The following is a 20,786-nucleotide window of genomic DNA, read 5'->3' on the forward strand; positions in this document are numbered from 1 at the left end:
GCAGCTCTGATGACTGACACCGCCGAAACCCCGGTGACTGCTGCCCGAGGAGCCGGCTCCCCTGAGGCCACGGGTGGCACGCTGGATTTCCTGGTGAAGGGGATGACCTGTGGTTCGTGTGCCAACCGGGTGCAACGCGCGCTGCGTAAGCAGCCTGGAGTGGCTGGCGCGGATGTCAACTTCGCGACCGCGACTGCGCGGGTCCTGCTCGACGCCGACGGTGCTGACGCTGCGACGCTCGAGGCTGCCGTAGCGAAGGCGGGCTACGAGCTGCAGCGGCCCGACCTGCCAACGGATAGCGCTGACCGTGGCGACGACGGCAGGGCAGATGCCGATGAGGACGCGAGGCAGCGGTCGTGGTTGTGGCGGGTGCTCGTGGCGTGGCCGTTGGGCCTGGCGGTGATGGGCATCGGATTCTGGCCTGCTGCTGTGGACCAGGCGTGGGGTTCGTGGGTGCAGCTGGCGCTGGCGACGCCGGTGCAGTTCGTGGTCGGGTGGCCGTTCCTGCGCGAGGCGGGCCGCCGAGCCCGGGCGCGGTCGGCGAGCATGGACACCCTCGTCGCGCTCGGCACCCTGACCGCGTATGTGTTCTCGCTGGTCGAGCTGCTGCGCGGGGGGCACGCGCTCTATTTCGAGACGTCGTCGTTGCTGATTGCCTTCCTGATTCTGGGCCGCTACTTCGAGGCTCGAGCCAAGCGGCGCGCGGGCCGGGCGATGCGGGCGTTGCTCGAGCTGGGCGCGAAGGAAGCGCGACTCGTCCGTGACGGCGCCGAGGTGATGGTCCCGGCCGATCAGGTGCGGCCCGGGGACGTGTTGCGGGTGCGGCCGGGGGAGAAGGTTCCCACTGATGGCGAGGTGATCGACGGCGCGTCTGCTGTGGACGAGTCGATGCTGACCGGCGAGTCGGTGCCGGTGGACAAGACCGTCGGATCCACCGTGGCCGGGGCGACGGTGAACACGAGCGGTGTGCTGACCGTTCGGGCGACCGCGGTCGGTCGGGACACCGCGTTGGCCCAGATCGCGGCGCTTGTCGCGGCCGCGCAGAGCGGCAAGGGGCAGGCCCAGCGTCTGGCCGACCGTGTCTCGGCGGTGTTCGTCCCCGCAGTGATGCTCATCGCCGCGGCCGCCTTCGCCGGGTGGTGGCTGATCGGCAGCGATCCACTCACCGGGTTGGTCGCGGCGGTGGCGGTGCTGATCGTGGCGTGCCCGTGCGCGCTCGCGTTGGCCACTCCGGTGGCGATCATGGCCGGGACCGGGCGCGGCGCGAGCCTGGGAATCCTGATCAAGGGTGCGGAAGTGCTCGAACGCACCCGGAAGATCACCACGGTGGTGTTCGACAAGACCGGCACCCTGACCCGCGGCGAGATGAGCCTGATCCGCACCCACGTCGGCGTCGGAATCGACGAGGCCGTACTCCTGCGCCGGGCGGGAGCGGTGGAGGCCGACAGCGAACACCCGATCGGCCGGGCCATCGCGGCTGCAGCTGGCAGGTCGGCTGGGGCGCTGCCGCAGGTGAGCAGATTCGCCGCGGTGGCCGGGCACGGCGTGCGGGCCGAGGTCGAGGGCGTGATGGTGTGGGTGGGACGGCGCAAGTTCCTCGCCGACGCCGGGCTCGTCCTGTCCGACGAGCTCGCCGACACCGCTGATCGGGTCGAGGCGCAGGGCCACACCGCCGTGTTCGTCGGCTGGGACGGCCATGTCCGTGGGGCGCTGGCCGTTGCCGACACCGTCAAGGACCGCGCCGCCGACACCGTCGCCGAGCTGCACCGGATGGGCCTGCGGGTCGCCATGATCACTGGTGACAACACCCGGACCGCCCAGGCAATTGCGCAGCAGGTGGGTATCGACACGGTGCTGGCCGAGGTGCTGCCCGCGGACAAACAGTCCGAGGTGGCGCGGTTGCAGGCCACCGGGCAGGTCGTCGCGATGGTGGGCGACGGAGTCAACGACGCCCCCGCCCTGGTGGCCGCCGACCTGGGCATCGCGCTGGGCACCGGCACAGATGTGGCCATCGAGTCCTCAGACCTGACGCTGATCCGCGGGGACGTGGCAGGAGTGCCGACCGCGATCCGACTCGCCCGCCGCACCTACCGCACGATCTGGCAGAACATCGGCTGGGCCTTCGTCTACAACCTGGCACTGATCCCGCTGGCCGCGTCCGGGCTGCTCAACCCGATCATCGCCGGCGCGGCGATGGGCTTCTCATCGGTCAGCGTGGTGGCCAACTCACTGCGGCTGCTGCGCTTCCGTGACCGCGGTTGAGGAGATAGTCCTGTTTCGGTTCCGCGGCGCAGCCGTCGGGGTGGATGGTGTGAAACTGCGAGGGCACGGCGAGCATTAGGCGCCCCAGATACTCGACGCCCGCTATGCCCAGCCGTGCAACCACCCGACGGTAGGCGGGTCGCGGAAGGTCCGACGCGGTGGACGGGCCGTGGTGAAAGCCGGCCGCTGGGCTCAGTCGTCGTCCTCGTCTTCGTCGTCTTCGACGAGTTCGCCTTCCCAGGCTTCGCGGCCTTCGTGGATGGCGAAGGCGGCGATGATGAAGCCGGCGACAGGGTCGAGCCAGGCGGCGCCAGTAAGGGCATAGAGGCCGAGCCCGACGAGGGTGGAGATGCTGAGCAGGACACAGATCCGGGTTTCCGCGGCATCGGCGAGGATGAGCTTGTCGCCGCCGAGTTGTTCGCCGACGCGCCGCTTGGCGCGGGCGAGCAGCGGCATCACGACGATGGACGCGGCGAGCAGGACGAGTCCGACGATGGAGGTGTCGGGTTCCTCGCCGCCGATCAGGCCGCGGATGCCTTCGATGATCACGTAGGCGGCGAGCACGAAGAACGTAACGGCCACGGCCTTGAGGGCCCAGCGTTCCTTGGCTTCATCGGCGACACCGTGGCGCAGCCGGGCGGCGAGGCGGAGCCCGACCAGTACGGCGGAGGCGGACTCGATGCCGGAGTCGAAGCCGAACCCGACCAGGGAGACGAGCCCGGCCAGCAGCCCGGCGGTGATCGCGATGGCGCCTTCGACGACGTTGTAGGCAACGGTGAACTGTGCCAGCCGCAGTCCGCGGCGGGTGAGCCGTTCGGTCTGGTTGTCGGTCAGCTCGTTGGCGGGGGTCACGGGACGCTCGCTCATCGCGTGACCTCGTTCCGGCGGGAGGCGTCAGTGCTGGTGTCGGTCGGGCTGGGAGGGTGCTCGATGCCGTAGTTCGGGCACAGCGCCACCGCGTTGCCGGTAGCGGCGAGCAGGGTTTCGGCGGCGGCGAGCATGTCGAGCAGTTCCGGGCGGGCCAGGGAGTAGAACACCTGCCGGCCCTGCGCCCGCCCGACGACCAGGCCGCAGTCACGCAGGCAGGCCACGTGCGCGGACACCGTGGACTGGGCCAGGCCGAGCTCGCCGACCATGTCGGCCACCCGGGCTTCGCCGTCGGCGAGGCGGCGCACGATCGCCAATCGCGCGCGGTCGGACAGGCTGTGGAACAGCGCGACCGCCGCGTCCACTCCGGACCCGGGACTGCTCGACGCGAGGCAACCCGCTGTGCTATTCATCGTCACACATCGATGATAACCGGAGATTGACGATGAAACGAAGGGTGGGGCGTCGTGCTGATGAACCGGGTGGAGACGGCGGTGGTGAACTCGCCGCCGCGGCGGTGGTTGCAGCGCTACGAAGCGCGGCTCCTGCACCGGCTCGGCGGGCCAGTCACCGCCGGACGGGTGCTGGAGCTGGGTTGTGGTCGGGGGTTCGGGACGCGGTTGATCCTGGATCGGTTCGGTGCACGGGAGGTGGATGCACTGGATCTGGACCCACGGATGGTGACCCGCGCACGGAGTCGGCTGGCGCCGCTCGGCAATCGCGCGCGGGTGGTGCGGGGCAGCGCCACCGACCTGCGGGCGGCGTTCGATCCCGGCGGCAGCGGGAGGGGCGGAGAGTCGGGCGGGTACGACGCGGTGTTCGACTTCGCGATCGTGCACCACGTGCCGGAGTGGCGGCATGCGGTTGCCGAGGTGGTGCGGGTGCTCAAGCCGGGCGGGCGGTTCTACTTCGACGAGGTCACCGCAGCCGCGCTCGCGACGCGGGGCTACCGGTGGCTGTTCGACCACCCCACCGAGGACCGGTTCACCGGCGAAGAGTTCGTCGCCGAGCTGCAACGCCAGGGCCTGCAGGTTCGCGGCTGGCGCACCTACCTGCGCGGGCACTACCTGCTCGGGGTGGCCGAACGCCCCCGCGGCGACGGGAAGTCCCGATGATCGGCCCACCGGCCCAGGTTCCGGGCACCGCGATCGACCTGCCCGCCCACGAGCGGGTCCAGCCCCTGGCGCTGCTGCTGGATGCCCGCCGCGCCTACCGCGGCGGACCGGCCGCCATCGCCGCCCGGCAGCGGGCCCGTCTGGCCGCCCAGGTGGACTACGCCCGCACCCGCTCACCGTTCTACCGGCAGCTCTACGCGGGCCTGCCGGAGCGGGTCGAGGACCCGCGGGTGCTGCCGGTCACCGGCAAGGCCGCGCTGATGGACCGGTTCGACGACTGGCTCACTGACCCGGCCGTCACCCTGCAGCGGGTGCAGGAGTTCGTGGCCGACCCCGCGCTGATCGGCCGGCCCTTCCACGGCGCCCACGCCGACTACACGGTGGCCACCACATCGGGCACCACCGGCACCCGCGGGCTGTTCCTGCTCGACGGCCGCGCCCTGGCGGTGGCCAGTGTCATCTTCGCCCGCGCGCTGTCGGGCTGGCTGCGCCCGGTCACCCTGCCCAGGGCCCTGCCGCGGCTAACCGCCAACCGTGGGCGACTCGCCCTGGTGGTCGCCACCGGCGGGCACTTCGCCTCCGCCGCCGCGGCCGCCCGCCTCGGCGCCGACCGCACTGGGGACGGCGGGCGCGCGGGCCGGACCCGGTTGTTCCCGGTCGCCACTCCGCTGCCTGAGCTGGTCGCCCAGCTCAACGCCTTTCAACCCGCGGTGCTCGCCCCCTACGCCACCACCGCGGCGCTGCTGGCCACCGAACAACAGGCCGGCAGGTTGCGCATCCGCCCGGCGCTGGTGGCGTTGGCCGCCGAGGGTCTTCCCGACGGGGAACCCGCGCGGATCGCCGCCGCGTTCGGCGCGGTCGTCGGCAACTCATGGGCGGCCACCGAGTGCCCGTTCCTGTCCGAGAGCTGCCGGGAGGGCTGGCTGCACGTCAATGCCGACTGGGTGATCCTCGAACCCGTCGACGCCCACCACCGTCCCACCCCGCCCGGGGAGCAATCGCACACCGTGCTGGTCACCAACCTGGCCAACCGGGTCCAGCCGATCCTGCGCTACGACCTCGGTGACAGCGTCCTGCAGCGACCCGACCGCTGCGGCTGCGGGAACCCGCTACCCGCGTTCCGGGTTCAGGGCCGCACAGCCGACCTGCTCACCTTCCCCAGCTCCTCTGCAGGGGAGAGCGTCACGCTCACCCCGCTGACCCTCTCGACCCGGCTCGACCGGCTCCCCGGGATCGCCCTCTTCCAGATCGAACAGACCGCACCGACCGAACTGCTGCTGCGCCTGCAACCCACGCCCGGCGCCGATCCCGAGCAGACCTGGAGGGCCGCACACCACGAGCTGGCAGATCTGCTCGCCACCAGTGGGCTGCGGCACGTCACCGTTCGCCGCGCCGACCACGGCCCGCAGCCGGCGACCGGCGGCAAGTACCGGCTCGTCCAGCCCCTTGCGTACTCAACGAGCTGAAATCGAACAACGCACGTCTCGGCATGACCGCACCGCCCCCCGCGCGCCCCGGTCTGAGAGAGGGGAGGAGGCAGTAGTCAGCCTGCGCGTGCGCGACCCGTCAGATCAGGGCGGCACACATCGGGGCCTGGGTGAAGACCAGCGCGGCCAGTACGGCCGGCCCCAGGAGCAGCGCCGCCACCGCAGCTGTTTGGGCAAGGCGGGCGCGGGCCGGATTGGGCGGAAACAGCAGCCGTTCCACACGGTCGGCCACACCGACTTTGGCTGCGCCGAGCCCCGGAACCGGGAGCGGGCTTGGCGCCGCGACACCGGGGGCGCACAGAGAGAGCAGCGCGTCGACGACACTGTCGCGGCCATGGCGGCGCGCGGCCTCGTCGTCGGCGGCCAGCTCGGCCAGCCGCGCGATCTCGCAGGCGCCTTCGGTGAACAACCGGCTGCCGGGCAGGATCCGCGCCAATGCCGCGGTGAAGGCCAGCAGCTGATGGTGTCGCCCGGTCAGATGGGCGCGTTCGTGGGCCATGACCGCGGCCAGCTGGGATGAGTTGAGCGCGTCGAGCGCCGAACGTGTGATCACGATGGTGTCGGTCCGCCCGGGCAGGCAATAGACGCTGCGATGCGGAGCGTCCACGACGAGCGCGCCGTCGGGGCCGCGCGGAGTTCCGCGGGCGGCCAGCAGCGCGGCCTCAGCGTGGCGGCGGGTGTCCGCGCGGCTCCGGTGCAGGGCGAGCGCCACCCGGGCGCCGACCACCGCGATCCCTATGGCGGTGAGTGAGGCCGCGGCGGCCATCCCCGCTTGGACGATCCCGCCGCGATCTCCACCGGCCACTGCGGCGAGCTCGGTGACGCACCCGCCGACCGCCCCGTCGAGGTGACCCGAGGTCTTCATCAACTCCCCGCCGAGCAGGCCCGCCGCTGCCGCCCACGACCCGAGCACACTGCCCATGGCAGCAATCCACGCCGCCATCCCCAGTCGCGGTGCGATCCCGGAACGTGTGGCTCGGACCAGCAGCGATGGCCCGATGACCATCACCACCACGGCATAGGCGAGAAAGCAGACGGCCAGGCTCATCGCGGCGTTCCACCGGCGCGGCGGCCCAGGACCTGTTGCAGCCGGGTCAACTCGTCATCGGACATCTCACCGACGAAGTGGGTGAGCACCGCTTCGGAGTCGGTATCGGTGTCCAGGGCCTGGCGCATCAACGCGGCGGTGTGCTCGGCGTGGCTGACCACAGTGTGGAAGCGGTGGGCCTTCCCTTCCCGCACCCGGGTCAGGTGGCCCTTGCGGTACAGGTTGTCCATGGTGGACAGCACCGTCGTGTAGGCGATCGAGCGGTCCCGCTGCAGCTGCTCGAGCACCTCGCGCACCGTGCCCGACCCGCCCATGGCCCACAGCCGGTCCATCACGACCGCCTCCAGTTCACCGAACCCGCGCATGCCACCTCCACGACATCGACCGCGCCCACCCGATCCAGCATAGATCGAGCTACTACCTCCGTACGGAGAGCGTAGGTTCGGGGGTGTCGAGCCTGTCGACGATGCCACCCGCCGCCTTGAGGTTCGGGGCGTCGACCGACAGAACGAGATCACAGATGAGGACGGGATGATGTGCGGGATTTCGGTCGGCATGGGCCTGTCGGGACTCATGGTCATGTTGACGGTCGTGGCGGTGCTGGCACTGGTCGGCGTCTGGCTGGTCCGCGGGTTGCGCACCGAAGGTGGCGACGTGAACCGCCTCGGCACCGGCCCTGTGGACAGCGATCCCGCGCGCGAGTTGCTGCGCCGCCGCTTCGCCGCCGGCGAGATCGACGACGCGGAGTACGAGCGGCGTCTGTCCGCCCTCACCTGGTGGCGATAACCCGAGGCGTGCCCGTCATCTCACGCTTAGGTGTTCCAGCGGGGCATGGCGCGGCCCTGCGCGCACATCGGGAGCGAGTCGCGCTCGCCAGGACTAGTCGCCGTTGTCTCTGATCCGTTGCTACTGTCTCCGTACGTAGGCAGTAGATGGGTCGTGGTGGAAGTGGGGCCGAATGGCTATAGGCGAGCGCGGCAATGGGTGAGCTGCTGGTGGGGACGACGCTGTTGGTGTCGTTTCTGGGTGGGGTGGTGGCGTTGCTGGCCCCATGTTGTGTGTCGGTGATGCTGCCCGCATACCTGGCGACCGGGTTCCGTCACCGCGGCGGAGTGTTACCCGCGACGCTGGTCTTCGGCGGCGGGATCGCCACGGTGATCCTGCCCATCGGATTGGGCGCCGCCGCGCTGAGCAGGCTGTTCGTCAATCAGCACTTGGTCATCTACCTCATCGGTGGCGTCCTGATGGGCGTGGGCGGGGTCGCTGTGCTGGGCGGCCGGGCACTAAAGCTGCCCATGCCCGCCGGCCGAGGCGCGGCGGGTGGTGGCTTCGGGTCGGCGTACCTGCTGGGCGCGTTCTCGGGGATCGCCAGCGCCTGCTGCGCACCGGTGCTGGCCGGGGTCGCAGTGCTGGCCGGAGCAACGGCGTCGTTCCCCACCGCGCTCGCCATCGGGCTGACCTACGTGGCCGGCATGGTCGCGCCGCTGGCCGTTGCCGGGCTGTTGTGGGACCGCCGCCGCGACCGCGCGACCCGCATGCTCACTGCCCGCTCGGTACACCTGCAGCTCGGCGGCTGGTCACGGCGGCTGCCACTGGGCACGCTGGCCAGCGGACTGCTGATGATCGGCATGGGTGCGCTGAGCATCGTGGTCGCGTTCACCGGACCGGGCATGGACACCGGCGGGTGGCAGACCCGCTTCTCCGCCTGGCTGCAGCACATCGTCACCCTCACCACACACGCGCTGTCCTGGATGCCGGGCTGGGCGGTCGCAGTCGCACTGACCGCGGGTGTCGTCCTGCTGGCCCGCCATCTGCTGCGCGCACGACCCGCGGCGACGTGGACAGATCCCGGGCCCGCCGACCCGCAACTGCCCATGCCCTCGGCGGCCGATACGGCTACAGGAAAGGACACCCAGTGAGCGGGGACCGGTCGAAGGCCCGAACCAACACCGCAGCCAGATCTAAAACTGCCAAATCCGGAGCCAGCGGGTCGAGTAGGACGGCACTCCGTACGCCGCGCCGCTCCCCGCTCCCGATCGCAGTCGCGTTGGTAGCGGTGCTGGTTGTGGTAGCGCTGTTCGCCATCTACCGCGCGAACACCGGCACTGCCACGGGCGCAGCAAGTGACCGCTACGACGTCGGCTCGCCCGGGATTGGCGCGGTCGCCCCGGATTTCCTGCTGCCCAACGTGACCGCGCCCGCCGGCACGGGTGGGACGCCTGCGACCACGCGCCTGAGCGACTACCGCGGGAAGACGGTCCTGCTGTACTTCCACGAGGGGCTGGGCTGCCAGCCGTGCTGGGATCAAATCCGCGACCTGCAGAAAGATCCCGCCGCCCTGGCCGCGATGGGAGCAGATCAGCTGCTGACGATCACCACCGGCCCCCAGGACCTCGTCGCGCAGAAGATGCACGACGACGGCCTGACCGAGCCCGCCCTCGTGGACTCCGACCTGCGCGTCTCCACCCAGTACCAGGCCAACCGGTACGGAATGATGGGCAGCTCAAGCGACGGGCACACCTTCGTGCTCGTCGGGCCCGACGGCATCATCCGGTGGCGCGCGGACTACGGCGGCCCGCCCCGGTTCACCATGTACGTGGCACCTGAACAGCTGATCGCTGACGAGCGCGCAGCCCGAGCGGGCTCGTGACCGCGATGCCCGGGCCGGTGACCAACGATCAGGAGATGACCGGGACAACGGTCGAAGTCACAGTCCTCACTCAACCCGACTGCCGGTTCTGCGAACTCGCCGCCGAGGTCCTGGCCCGGGTCGGGCGGGATCACCCGCTATCGGTGCGCCACATCGATCTGGCCAGCCCCGACGGGCGCGATCTGGCCGCGCAACATGGCGTGCTGTTCGCCCCCGGGATCCTGCTCGACGGACAGATGTTCAGCTACGGGCGGCTCTCGGAACGCCGGCTGCGTCGCCACCTGACCCGGACCACACGGTGACCCGCCGGGGCTCGGACCAGTGCGTCATCCGATAGCTTCGCGCCCGCGCACGACAGGGTCCGGCTCTCCCTCTGCGACAGTGCGGCGGTGTCGGCTGGTGGTCGCGGCTGCGCTGCTCATTGTGACGTTAGCGGCATGCGCGACCAGCAAAAACGCTGTCGCCACCGGCGACGACTTCACCTTCGTCGCGCCCGGCGGCCAATCCCGCATCTTCTACGACCCGCCGGCCATCCGTGGGACCGTCCATGGGCTGTCGGGCGACAGCCTGCTTGAACCCGGCCACACGATCGGCATCGACGACTTCCCCGGCCAGGTTGTGGTGCTAAATGTCTGGGGCTCGTGGTGTGGCCCGTGCCGGGCGGAGGCCCCGGGGCTGGAGCAGACCTACGAGCAGACCCACGCCTCAGGGGTCACTCTGTTGGGCATCGACGTGCGCGACGACCGCGACGCCGCCGCCGACTTCGTCCGCGAGCACGGCATTACCTACCCATCGATCTTCGACAGCCCCTCTCGGTCCCTGTTCGCGCTGGAGGGCTTCCCCCGCAACACAGTGCCTTCCACCGTCGTTCTCGACCGCCGGCACCGGGTGGCCGCGGTGCTCCTCACTGCGCTGCGGGTGGCGGAGCTGATGCCCGTGGTTCAGCGGGTCGCCGCCGAACCCGCTGATCCACCACGGCCTGGACCGGTGAGCGGAGCGGCGCCGTGAATGGCCTGACCGAGCTCGCCATCTCCGGCCCCCTGCTGATCGCGGTGCTGGTCGCGGCCGTCGCGGGCGCGGTGTCGTTCGCCTCCCCGTGCTGTATCCCGCTGGTCCCCGGCTACCTCGCCTACCTCGCCGGACTAGCCGGCGCCACGCCAAGCACCAATCCGCGCCCCTCCGCGGCGAGCATCGGCGGTGGAGGCTCGACCGGGGATCCTGGGCTCGGCGCCGCATCGCCGACGGTCCGGATACGGCGGACCGAACGTGCCCGCCTGGTCGTCGCAGCGCTGCTGTTCGTCGCCGGGTTCACCGCAGTGTTCACGGCCGGGATCATGAGCGTGTTGGGACTGTCCGACCTGCTCGTGCTCAACGAGCAACTGCTCGAGCGCCTGGGCGGGGTCGTCACGATCGCGATGGGGTTCGCGTTCCTCGGGCTGATCCCACCACTGCAGCGCGACGTGCGGATCCACCACCGGCCCCAGCGCGGACTGTGGGGCGCCCCGGTGCTGGGCGCGGTATTCGGGCTGGGCTGGACCCCGTGCCTGGGACCCACCCTCACCGGGGTCCTCGCCCTCGCCGCCGGCACCCAGGTCGGACCGACCACCCCGCGCGGGCTGCTGCTAGTGCTCGCCTACAGCCTCGGGCTCGGCCTGCCGTTCGTGGCGCTCGCCGTGGGCGCGGGCTGGGCGGTACGTGCCACCGGCTGGCTACGCCGCCACACCCGCATCATCCAACTCGCCGGCGGCGTGATGCTCCTGGCAGTCGGGCTGCTGCTGGTCACCGGGCTGTGGGGGCTGTTCATCGCGTGGCTGCGCGCCCCCATCGGCGGCTTCACCACCCCGTTGTAAAGGAGACGAGCGCGCCTCACGTGACCCTGGCCTGACCTGTGCCTGGAGCTGCGCGACGAGGTACCTCGTACGCCTCGCGGCCCGCTTATTCGCCACTGCCGATCAATCCGTGCCAGCTCGGTCTCCGCGCAGGTGCGGGCGGGTGACATGGCGATCGGCCCGAGAACTAACTACTGTCTCCGTACGGAGGCAGTAGAAGACCGTGGTGTCGGGGCCGCCATTTCTCCTGAAGGGGGACCATGCAGTCGTTGCTGTACGGAGTGGCCGTACTCGCCTGTCCGGTCGGGATGGGCGTGATGATGTGGATGATGATGCGCGGGCAGCGCCGCAGGCCCGACGACGCCAGCGCCGAGCAGCAGCTCGCCGCGTTGCGCGCGGAGATCGACATCCTCAAGGCCGATCGGGCCGGGCAGTCCACATCAGGACATTCGTAGTGTCGGGCTGGTTCTCCGTGGTGATCGCCGTGTTGTTCTCTGGGGTGGTTGCGGTGCTGGTGATCTCCGCGGCGTACGTGTTCTGCGTGCGCCCCGTGCTCAGCGCGCGCAGGCACGGCCATGGCCGGGCGCGTGGATTCAGCGTGGGTACGGCCTGGACGGCCGAACCTGGCTGCCAGCTCATCGAGCGGCCCGCGGAGCGTGACGCTCCACTCGCCTACCAGCCTCATCATCGACACGAGATGCCAGCAGATGCGGAGCGGCGGCCCTGAGTCCGCAACTGATGTCCACAGCAGCAGCCGATTTCTTCCCCGATAGTCGTCGCCGAACGCGCCGGCCGCGCAGCGTGTTACTCGGGCTGCTTGTTGCGCTGCTGTGGCTGGCGCTGCCCGCCCCCGCCGCGTCCGCGCACGCGTACCTGCTCGCGAGCACCCCACCTGACGGCTACGCGGTGCCCACTTCGCCAACCGCGCTGAGCCTGGACTTCGACCAATCCGTCACCATCGGCGCCACCCCGATGGAGCTGACCGATACCGCTGGCGCCCCCCATTCGGTTGGGCCCGCGATGCTGTCGCTGGGGGGACGACGGCTCTCGGCCCCGGTGCCTGCACAGTTGGCGAACGGGGGGTACCGGATCCGCTGGGAGGTCACCGCCGATGACGGCGATCTGGTGTCGGGAACCATCACCTTCACCGTCGGGCCCGGCGCGATCGCTCCCGCCGGCGGGTCCGGCGGCGCCGCGGTGGAGTCGCCGGTCGTGGTCGTAGCCCGCTGGGCACTGTTCGCCGGGCTGGCCCTTGCGCTGGGAGGGGTGGTCGGTGACCGGTTCACCGGCCGCGTGCTCCACGAGGTGGACGCCGACCGGGCCGCACGGCCACGGCCACTGACCATTGTCGGGGCCGGGCTGGGCGCGGTGGCCGCGGTCGTGCTCGCCGCCGCGCAAGTCGGGCTGAACCTGGGGCAGCTGGTCAGCACCGGGCCCGGGCGGGTGCTGGGGGTCGAGATCCTCGCGTTCGCCCTCACGGCTGCCCTCGCTGGTCTGGGCCGTCATCACCAGGGCCCGATCGTGCGGACCAGCGTCGCGGTCGCTCTGCTGGCCGTGGTGGCCGCCGAGGGGCTGCGGGCCCATCCGCATGAGGACAGCCCGATCCTCGGGACCGCGCTGACCATCGCCCACCTGTTCGCCGCCGGCATCTGGATTGGCGCCCTCGTGCACGTGCTGCGCGTCGCCCACCGCTGGCGCGACCGGGTCGGCTGGACGCGGCTACTGATCCATGACTACGCCCGCCTGGCGCTGATCCTGGTCGCGGTGGTGGTCGCCACCGGCACCGCCGAAGCCATCATCGTGCTCCCCACACCCGCGTCACTGATCACCACCGCATACGGGCTGGTGCTGCTGGGCAAAATCACCCTCGTCGCAGTGGTCCTCGCGATCGCCACGCTGGCGCGCCGCCGCCTACGGCACTCCGTCCGTGCCGCGGCGGGGCAACCGTTGGGGCGCGCTGTCCGGGTCGAGGCCGCCGGACTGGTCGGGGTCCTCGCCGCCACCGCGGTGCTCGTCTCCGTGACGCCGGCTGGCCCCACCAGCACCGATCTCGCCGCGCCACCCCCGCCGGTCGGGCCGGTCGTGCCGGTCGGCACCCTCGCCGGGCAGATCACCGTGAACGCCAGCGCCAGCGCTGGGCAGCTCGTGATCCGCATGAGCAGCCCCGACCGTGACGACCTGGGCACCGACGACACCGGCCCCGCCCATACCGGCTCAGACAACAACACCCCCGTTGTCGCTCAAGGTGGCGCCAACGGCGACGGCGCAGCGCCGGCGGACTACCGGATCAGCGCGCTGCTCACCGCACCAGGAGCCGCCCCTGCCGCACTCACGCTGCGGGGCTGCGGGCCGGGTTGTTTCACCAGCCCGGTGACCTGGCAGCCCGGCAACAACCAGCTACGGCTGACCGTCGCCGCAGCACCCTGGTCCGGCGGCGCCGCCACCCTGGACATCCCATGGCCGGCGACGAGCGACCCGACCCTGCTACCCGCCGTGCTGGTCGCCATGCGCGGGGTCAAGCAGATGACCGTGCACCAGGCCGTAACCAGCAACTACACCGGCGACCCCGGCGCGGAAACCCCGTTGTCCTTCAGCGGTACGGACTACCTCGCTACTGAGCCCTACGGCAGCGGCGGCGGCAAGCCAGTGATCCTGACCAGCCGACCCGAGGAGACCGAGATCGGACTCGGGTTCCCCGGCGGCATCGCCATCCGCCTGTCGCTAGGCCCCGATCATCGGATCCTGCACGAGGTGGCGACCACCCCCAACCACCTGATCACCTCCACGTTCGAATACCCACCCGACGCGGGGCCGTGAGAGCGAAACCTCGCTGGCATTCGCTCTCTCCGGCCGCCGGTGCGGCGACCGTGCTGACAGGCCGACGCCCGGCCGGAGCCTCAGGGTATTGATCAGGGCAGCAGCTGCGGCACGGGAGCGCGGGGAGATCGGGGAGCGGGGCATCGGGGCGCGCCAGTCGAGCCCTGCGGCGATCACCAAGACATGGGCCCGCGCGACGCTGCCGGCTGGTGCCGCTGTACCGCTGGGAGACATCGCCGACGTGACGATCGCCGTGGAGGCCGAGCAGGCTATCGCTCGACACGCGGCCGGCTCCGGCGGCACGTCGACGTCAGCGAAGCGGCACGGCAGGAAGGCCGGGTGAGCGCCGAGACCCTCGCCCGGGTCGACACGCCAACACCCGGCGACCAGCAGGAACCACTGCGAGAGCCGGTTCCAAGCGGTTCGAGGCGTGCGCACAGGCGTGCAGTAGTTGTGGCGACGAGTGCGCGCGGCACGCAGAGATCGGGATGGAGCACTGCCGACGAGTGTCGGCGTTGTGAGGCGGCTTGCCGCGAGCTCCTTGCCTCACTTTGATCAACTCGGCTGACCGGCGGACCGAGCCGCGAGTAATCCAGGCTCTCCCGCGCTCGAACCGTCGCCGACGGCCGAGTGAACGCTGGTCCACGCTTCGAACCGTCATCGGCATCGTCGCGACCGTCGGGCATCATGGGACGCGATGGGTGAGGGAGCAGCACGGCCAGCGGCCACGCGTCTGTCCGCGTGGCGACTGATCGTGCTCGCGTTCACCCTCGCCGGAATCGTCGCGATGCACGGGCTCGCATCGACCGACCCCGCCGGGCAGCATCAAAGCGCGCTCGATGTGACGATGGCACCAGGAACCCACGAGCCGCCGACTGTGCCCGCTGTGCCTGCTCATGGCCAAGGACAGAACGCGATGCCGGCAGCCCATGCTGTGCCCGTCGATCTGCTTCCTCGGCTCAGCGACGACGTGGTCCTGACGCCGGGCAATCAGCACGATGGGCACGACCTGATGGCGGCGTGTCTGGCCGTTCTGCTGGGTCTGCTTGCCGCAGTCGTTCTCGCGCTCCTCCGATCCTGGCGCGGACCCGACTGGATAGCCAACGCCACCCGTCGCTGGTCCACCGCAGCAGCAGCGAGAGCTCCGCCCCGGCCGCTGTTCCTATCCCTGTGTGTGTTCCGGAACTGAGGAGAAGCGCGCCCGGCGCATCCCGGGCCGCCGCCCCTTAGATTCCGCACACCCAGAGGAAGCTTTCATGCCGATTAACCAGTTCGCCGTGCGCGCCGCCGGAACGGTCGCCGCACTCGCGCTGTCTCTCACGCTGGCCGCTTGCGGCGGCAACACCCCCTCGACACCGAACTCACCAGCTGGCGCCGCCTCGACCGCCGCGCAGCCGAGCCAGCAGTTCAACGACAACGACGTCCACTTCACGCAGATGATGATCCCGCACCACCGTCAAGCGATCGCAATGGCTGAAATGGCCACCGGCCGCGCCCAGAACCCAGACGTCAAGGCGCTCGCACAACAGATCAAGAACGAGCAGGACCCCGAGATTCAGACCATGACCGGGTTCCTCAAGGCCTGGGGAGCTCAGGTACCGCAGGACGATGCCATGAGCGGCATGGACCACAGCAGCATGAGCAACGGCGACATGACCGACATGTCCGGGATGATGAGCCCTGAGGAGATGACCCAGCTCAGCAGTGCCAGCGGAACCAACTTCGACCGGATGTTCCTGCAGATGATGATCGCCCACCACCAGGGCGCGGTCACGGACGCACAGCAAGAGCTGTCCGAAGGCATGAACGAGCAGGCGAAAACCCTCGCCTCGAGCATCGTTACCACGCAGACCGCAGAGATCAACCGCATGCAGCAATTGCTGCCGACGCTCTGATCTCACCGGCTGTCCCGGTTCAGCCGGGGGCAGTGGCGGATCCCGCACTGCTCCCGACTGGCCATCTCGACAATGTATGGGCGAGTGACGTCGCTACCTCAGCTCCGCGATCACCGTGGCGCCGACCGGCCCGTACCCGCCGAGCGCGAACACCCCCACCACGACGCCTCCCATCGCGCGCGGGTGGCAGCGCGCACCCTTTTGGACGTCCGACCGTCACCTGCGCCACCTACTCGAATATGCCGTCCGGCCGGTGCGGCCGGATGCCGCACCGGCGGCATGGCTATGCGATCGGTTGGGCTGGAGGAGTGGGGTGTAGGTCGACTCGGCGCAGGAGCTGAGCGTTGAGCGCGACCACCACGGTGGACAGGCTCATTGCCACGGCGCCTACGGCTACCGGCAGGACGAACCCGACCCCGGCGAGCACCCCGGCGGCCAGCGGCACCGACAGCACGTTGTAGCCGGTGGCCCAGGCCAGGTTCTGCCACATCTTGCGGTACCCGGCCTCGGACAACCGACGGGTGGCGAGCACTCCGCGCGGGTCGTCGGAGGCCAGTACCACTCCGGCCGACTCGACCGCGACGTCGGTACCGGCGCCGATCGCGATCCCCACGTCGGCCCGGGCCAGGGCTGGCGCGTCGTTCACACCGTCGCCGACCATGGCGACCCGCAGGCCGCGGGCCTGCAGCTGCGTAACGGTGGCGTCCTTGTCGGCGGGTAGCACCTCGGCGAACACCTCGTCGACGCCGATTTCGGCGCCGACCGCCTCGGCCACGTTCCGTGCGTCCCCGGTGATCATGACGACCCGCACCCCGGCCGCATGCAGCTCCCGTACGGCCTCGCGCGACTCGGGCCGGATCTCGTCGGCCAGCGCCAGCGCTCCGAGCACGTGCCCGTCGCGCACGACGTGCAGCATCGACGCGCCACGCGCCGCCCACACTGCACTCGGTTCGGCGAGTTCGGCAGGCGCCGCGAGGTCGAGCTTGCGGAGCATCGCGGGCCCGCCGACGGCGACGTCGCGGCCGTCGACCGTGGCGCGGACGCCCCGCCCGGTCAGCGAGCGGAAGCCGGTGGCCTCCGGGATGTCGCCTGCTGCGCGCGCCGCCGTGACGATGGCGCGGGCCAGCGGGTGCTCGGAGTCGGACTCGGCGGCGCCGGCCGCGCCAAGGAGCTCGGCATCGGTGACGCCGGCGACCGGCAGCGCCGCGACGACCGCGGGCTCACCTCGGGTGAGGGTGCCGGTCTTGTCGAACAGCACCGCGTCCACCGACCGCATCCGTTCCAGCGCGAGCCGGTCCTTGACCAGAATGCCGGCCCGCGCCGAGACGGACGTCGAGATCGCGATGACCAGTGGGATGGCCAGGCCCAGCGCGTGCGGGCACGCGATCACCAGCACGGTGACGGTGCGCTCGACGGCCGCGGTCAGGTCCCCGAGGGCGGACCACACCGTGAAGGTGACCGCGCCGGCGAGGGCGGCGAAGTAGAACAGCACTGCCGCGGCGCGGTCGGCGAGGGCCTGGGCGCGGGACTTCGAGACCTGCGCCTCGGCGACCAGGCGCTGGATTCCGGCCAGCGCGGTGTCGTCGCCGACCGCCTGCACGCGCACACGGATCGCGGAGTCGGTGGCGACCGTCCCGGCCACCACACGGTCCCCGGCGCCGCGCAGCACCGGACGGGACTCGCCGGTGACCATCGACTCGTCCATCTCGGCCGATCCGTCCGAGATCTGCCCGTCTGCCGGCACCCGTGCGCCGGAACGGATCAGCACCACGTCGCCGACCTGCAGGTCGCTCAACCGGACGGGCGTGGCGGTGCCGGTGGCGTCGACCCGCTCGGCGGTGTCGGGCAGCAGTTCGGCCAGCGCTTCCAGGGCTCCGGAGGCTTGGCCCAGCGCCCGCATCTCCAGCCAGTGCCCGAGCAGCATGATCACTATTAGGAGCGCGAGCTCCCACCAGAAGTCGAGCATCAGCCCGCCAACGCCCAGCGTGGTCAGCGCGCTCGCGACCGCGGCCACGGTGATCGCCAGTGCGACGAGGGTCATCATCCCCGGGCGGCGGCCACGGAGTTCGCCGACCGCGCCGGTCAGGAACGGCCACCCGCCGTAGAAAAACAGGACCGTGCCGAGTACCGGCGCCATCCACGCGGCCCAGCTTGGGACGTGGTAACCGAGCAGGTCGGCGACCATGTGGCTGGAGAACACCACGGGCACCGCCAGGGCCAGGCTCACCCAGAACCGGTCGCGGAACACCGCGGCGTGATCGCCGTGTCCCGCGTGGTCTTCGTGCCCCGCAGCCTCGGCCGGTGCAGGTTGTTTCTGGCCGGTTATCACGTGCCCGGCCTGCGGGTCGTGACGGTCGTGGCTGTCCATGAGAGACCTCCGTTGAAGAACGTGATCGATATATACCCACCGGGGGTATCAAAGGCAAGCGGGTTCGCTCGGCCGCGGGTGATGGTGGCGGGCATCACAGCGGCGGCGAGCGCCACGGTCGTCATTAGGCGGCTGCCTCGATACCCACCCCGGAGTCCAGCAGCACTGAACCGTCCAGGGGATGACCTGCGACCACTGCGCCGGTCCGGCGACGGCTGAATCACCAAGATCCCGGAGTCACCGACGTCGCCGATGACGTCGCCGCCGGCCGATTGATCGGTGACCGGCACGGATCCAGTCGCTGACGGCGCCGTGCGAGGTTGTCGAGGAAGCCGGCCACGCGGTCGCCGGCAACTGAGAGATCGCGGCACGTCCGGTGCTGAACCATGACGGTGCTGTACCCCTAGGGGGTATTAGGCAATACGAGTGAACATCGTGTCGCCCGCCGTCAACGGTGCTAGCGTCCGCCGCGGCAAGATACCCCCTACAGGTATGGAGTAATGAGATGTCGAAGACGAAGGCCTCGTCGCCCGCCGGGCGGCGGTGGGCTCTTGGGGTGATTGCTGCCGCGCAGTTCATGGTCATCATGGACACCTCGATCATCGGCGTCGCTCTGCCGAAAATGCAGGCTGACCTGGGCTTCTCGCCGGAGGGCCTGTCGTGGGTGTTCAACGCCTACGTGGTCGCGTTCGGCGGCCTGCTGCTGCTGGGCGGGCGGCTGTCTGACCTGTTCGGCGCTCGTAACGTGTTCAACGCCGGATGGGCCGTTCTGCTCGTCGGATCGATCGTTGCCGGTGCGGCCGGCACGGCCGGCTGGGAGCTGACCGGACGCGCAGTCCAGGGTGCGGGTGCTGCGCTCATCGCGCCCGCCGCGCTGTCGCTGTTGATGATGCTGTTCGGATCCGAGCCGAAGGAGCTGACCAAGGCGCTGGCCCTCTACGGGGCCGCTGCACCGGCCGGCGGCACGGCCGGGGTGTTCCTCGGCGGTGTGATCACCGAGTATCTCAGCTGGCCATGGGTGTTTTACCTCAACGTGCCGATCGCCCTGGTCATCCTCGCCGTCACCCCCGCCTTGATGCCCGCGGGCGGCGCACGACGCGGCTCGATCGACATCGGCGGTGCACTGACGGTCACGGTTGGTCTCGCTCTCGCGGTGTACGGGATCGTCCGAGCACCGGAAACAGGATGGGATTCGGCCTCGACCCTGCTTACGCTCGGCGCGGCCGTGGTCCTGCTAGGGATCTTCGTGGCGATCCAGGCTCGGCGCCGTGAGCCACTGATGCGCCTGGGCATCTTCCGGGCGCCGAACCTGGCCGCGGCGAACGTCGCACAGCTGCTACTCGGCGCGGCGTGGATCCCGATGTGGTTCTTCCTCAACCTCTATCTGCAGCAGGTGCTGGGCTACACCGCGTTCCCCAGCGGCGCCGCGCTCCTGCCGATGACCATCGTGATCATGCTCGGAATGATCGCGCTGGCACCGCGGCTGATCGCCAGGTTCGGCCCGAAGGCAATGACCGTCACGGGGCTCGCCGTACTGGCCGTCGGAATGGCGTGGATGGCGTTCATCCGGCCCGACGGAAACTTCTGGGTCGACGTACTACCGGCTTCGATCGTCGCGGCGCTGGGCATGTCGATGGCATTCATTCCCAGCCTCGGCATCGCGATCTCAGCGGCTCGCCCCGAGGAAGGCGGCCTCGCCTCGGGAATCGTCAACACCAGCTACCAGGTCGGTTCAGCACTCGGGCTCGCTGCCATCACCGCGCTGGCCACCAGCCAGGGCGCCGGCGCCCTCGATGACCTACCCCAGCTGACCGACGGCTTTTCCGCGGCGTTCGTCGGCGCCGCCGTGATCGCCGCCGCCGGCGCGGTACTTGCCGGGTTCACCCTGCGCGGTGCGCCCAGCGCTCACAGGCAGGTGCAACCGGCCGATTCGACCGCGTGACGCGGCATAGGAACACCTAGCGACCGCCGGGCCTGCGACCATCGCCGTCGGCCCGGCGTGCCGCTCACCACTGCCGGAAGAAACTCCGATGCAACGCCTCGTCCCACTCGAACCCGATCAGGCACCGTCCACATCCCGCATCCTGCTCGCCAGGATCATCGACCGACACGGCGGCGCCAGCACCATGGTCCACTCGCCCCGCGCTCTTGTAGGGCTATCTCAAACTCTCCCGCGCCATGAACCGTGTTGCCCCGTCCCGCCCCTGGCGGTCCAGGAGTGGATGCCAACTGTGCCCGGCCGCCCAAACAGCCGCCGGCCGTGCGGCCGGATTCGCCGCCACCGCCATTGCGGGAGCTGTCTGACGGCAGGCATACGATTTCGAAGCAGCCGGGGCTCTCTGTGCGCAGCTCGCCGCGCGTGTCGGGTGAAGGGTGAGCGCGCTGCGGCATCAGGCACAGTCGCCCGGGCGGCTCGCCACTAAATCAGGACCGGTGCCGGGTCCCAGG

At 70.4% G+C, this 20,786-nt stretch carries 19 protein-coding genes; 14 read left to right on the forward strand and 5 right to left on the reverse strand.

The annotated features are described in order from the left end of the window. The first annotated feature begins 9 nt into the window (after positions 1-9). Positions 10-2,262 carry a heavy metal translocating P-type ATPase gene (locus tag MMF94_RS06040; RefSeq protein WP_277398656.1) on the forward strand — a complete coding sequence of 751 codons (2,253 nt, stop codon included), beginning with the start codon at positions 10-12 and terminating at the stop codon, positions 2,260-2,262. A 192-nt stretch (positions 2,263-2,454) separates the two neighbouring features. Here MMF94_RS06040 and MMF94_RS06045 read toward each other — a convergent pair whose 3' ends face one another. Both MMF94_RS06045 and MMF94_RS06050 read right to left on the reverse strand, forming a co-directional pair. Beyond that, a complete protein-coding gene (locus tag MMF94_RS06045; protein WP_241035265.1) occupies positions 2,455-3,129 on the reverse strand; it encodes a cation diffusion facilitator family transporter in 675 nt (224 codons plus the stop codon). Further along, positions 3,126-3,548 carry an ArsR/SmtB family transcription factor gene (locus MMF94_RS06050; RefSeq protein ID WP_241035266.1) on the reverse strand — a complete coding sequence of 141 codons (423 nt, stop codon included), beginning with the start codon at positions 3,546-3,548 and terminating at the stop codon, positions 3,126-3,128. Before MMF94_RS06050 ends, MMF94_RS06045 begins: the two co-directional genes overlap by 4 nt. Before the next feature lie 54 nt (positions 3,549-3,602). On the opposite strand from MMF94_RS06050, the gene MMF94_RS06055 reads away from it, so the two are divergent. Both MMF94_RS06055 and MMF94_RS06060 read left to right on the forward strand, forming a co-directional pair. Beyond that, on the forward strand, positions 3,603-4,244 hold the full coding sequence (locus tag MMF94_RS06055) for a class I SAM-dependent methyltransferase (RefSeq protein ID WP_241035386.1): 642 nt from the start codon (positions 3,603-3,605) through the stop codon (positions 4,242-4,244). Then, the gene (locus MMF94_RS06060; protein ID WP_241035267.1) at positions 4,241-5,710 is read left to right on the forward strand and encodes a phenylacetate--CoA ligase family protein; all 1,470 of its coding nucleotides are present in this window, start codon (positions 4,241-4,243) and stop codon (positions 5,708-5,710) included. Before MMF94_RS06055 ends, MMF94_RS06060 begins: the two co-directional genes overlap by 4 nt. Positions 5,711-5,810: 100 nt before the next feature. Here the strand turns inward: MMF94_RS06060 and MMF94_RS06065 are convergent, their stop codons facing one another. Together MMF94_RS06065 and MMF94_RS06070 are read right to left on the reverse strand one after the other, a co-directional pair. Beyond that, a complete protein-coding gene (locus MMF94_RS06065; protein WP_241035268.1) occupies positions 5,811-6,779 on the reverse strand; it encodes a M56 family metallopeptidase in 969 nt (322 codons plus the stop codon). Continuing rightward, entirely contained in the window at positions 6,776-7,144 is a 369-nt protein-coding gene (locus MMF94_RS06070; protein ID WP_241035269.1) for a BlaI/MecI/CopY family transcriptional regulator, read from the reverse strand. The genes MMF94_RS06065 and MMF94_RS06070 overlap by 4 nt, the downstream gene beginning before the upstream one ends. Positions 7,145-7,310: 166 nt before the next feature. Here MMF94_RS06070 and MMF94_RS06075 point away from each other — a divergent pair, with 166 nt between their 5' ends. The 10 genes from MMF94_RS06075 to MMF94_RS06120 all read left to right on the forward strand — a co-directional run bounded on the left by MMF94_RS06075 (position 7,311) and on the right by MMF94_RS06120 (position 15,970). After that, positions 7,311-7,565, forward strand: coding sequence for an SHOCT domain-containing protein (locus MMF94_RS06075; RefSeq protein ID WP_241035270.1), 255 nt, complete (start codon positions 7,311-7,313; stop codon positions 7,563-7,565). Positions 7,566-7,759: 194 nt separating this feature from the next. After that, entirely contained in the window at positions 7,760-8,698 is a 939-nt protein-coding gene (locus MMF94_RS06080; RefSeq protein WP_241035271.1) for a cytochrome c biogenesis protein CcdA, read from the forward strand. Positions 8,699-8,835: 137 nt separating this feature from the next. Next, on the forward strand, positions 8,836-9,429 hold the full coding sequence (locus MMF94_RS06085; protein ID WP_241035272.1) for a redoxin domain-containing protein: 594 nt from the start codon (positions 8,836-8,838) through the stop codon (positions 9,427-9,429). Positions 9,430-9,434: 5 nt separating this feature from the next. Continuing rightward, on the forward strand, positions 9,435-9,731 hold the full coding sequence (locus MMF94_RS06090) for a glutaredoxin family protein (RefSeq protein ID WP_241035387.1): 297 nt from the start codon (positions 9,435-9,437) through the stop codon (positions 9,729-9,731). Between the two features lie 97 nt (positions 9,732-9,828). Beyond that, positions 9,829-10,437, forward strand: coding sequence for a TlpA family protein disulfide reductase (locus MMF94_RS06095; RefSeq protein WP_241035273.1), 609 nt, complete (start codon positions 9,829-9,831; stop codon positions 10,435-10,437). Further along, the gene (locus tag MMF94_RS06100) at positions 10,434-11,279 is read left to right on the forward strand and encodes a cytochrome c biogenesis CcdA family protein (RefSeq protein ID WP_241035274.1); all 846 of its coding nucleotides are present in this window, start codon (positions 10,434-10,436) and stop codon (positions 11,277-11,279) included. Before MMF94_RS06095 ends, MMF94_RS06100 begins: the two co-directional genes overlap by 4 nt. A 239-nt stretch (positions 11,280-11,518) precedes the next feature. Beyond that, positions 11,519-11,713, forward strand: a complete 195-nt coding sequence (locus tag MMF94_RS06105) for a hypothetical protein (RefSeq protein WP_241035275.1) — start codon at positions 11,519-11,521, stop codon at positions 11,711-11,713. 283 nt (positions 11,714-11,996) lie between these two features. Further along, positions 11,997-14,075 (forward strand): copper resistance CopC/CopD family protein, encoded by a 2,079-nt coding sequence (locus tag MMF94_RS06110; RefSeq protein WP_241035276.1) that lies wholly within the window; start codon positions 11,997-11,999, stop codon positions 14,073-14,075. A gap of 88 nt (positions 14,076-14,163) precedes the next feature. Further along, a complete protein-coding gene (locus MMF94_RS06115; protein ID WP_241035277.1) occupies positions 14,164-14,418 on the forward strand; it encodes a hypothetical protein in 255 nt (84 codons plus the stop codon). A gap of 913 nt (positions 14,419-15,331) precedes the next feature. After that, positions 15,332-15,970, forward strand: coding sequence for a DUF305 domain-containing protein (locus MMF94_RS06120; RefSeq protein WP_241035278.1), 639 nt, complete (start codon positions 15,332-15,334; stop codon positions 15,968-15,970). Between the two features lie 283 nt (positions 15,971-16,253). On the opposite strand, the gene MMF94_RS06125 is transcribed toward MMF94_RS06120, so the two are convergent. Then, a complete protein-coding gene (locus MMF94_RS06125) occupies positions 16,254-18,338 on the reverse strand; it encodes a heavy metal translocating P-type ATPase (RefSeq protein WP_241035279.1) in 2,085 nt (694 codons plus the stop codon). A 505-nt stretch (positions 18,339-18,843) separates the two neighbouring features. Between MMF94_RS06125 and MMF94_RS06130 the strand changes: the two genes are divergently transcribed. After that, positions 18,844-20,280, forward strand: coding sequence for an MFS transporter (locus MMF94_RS06130; RefSeq protein WP_241035388.1), 1,437 nt, complete (start codon positions 18,844-18,846; stop codon positions 20,278-20,280). Positions 20,281-20,786: the final 506 nt, after the last annotated feature.

Source organism: Pseudonocardia alaniniphila (genome assembly GCF_022524485.1).
Taxonomy (GTDB): domain Bacteria; phylum Actinomycetota; class Actinomycetes; order Mycobacteriales; family Pseudonocardiaceae; genus Pseudonocardia; species Pseudonocardia alaniniphila.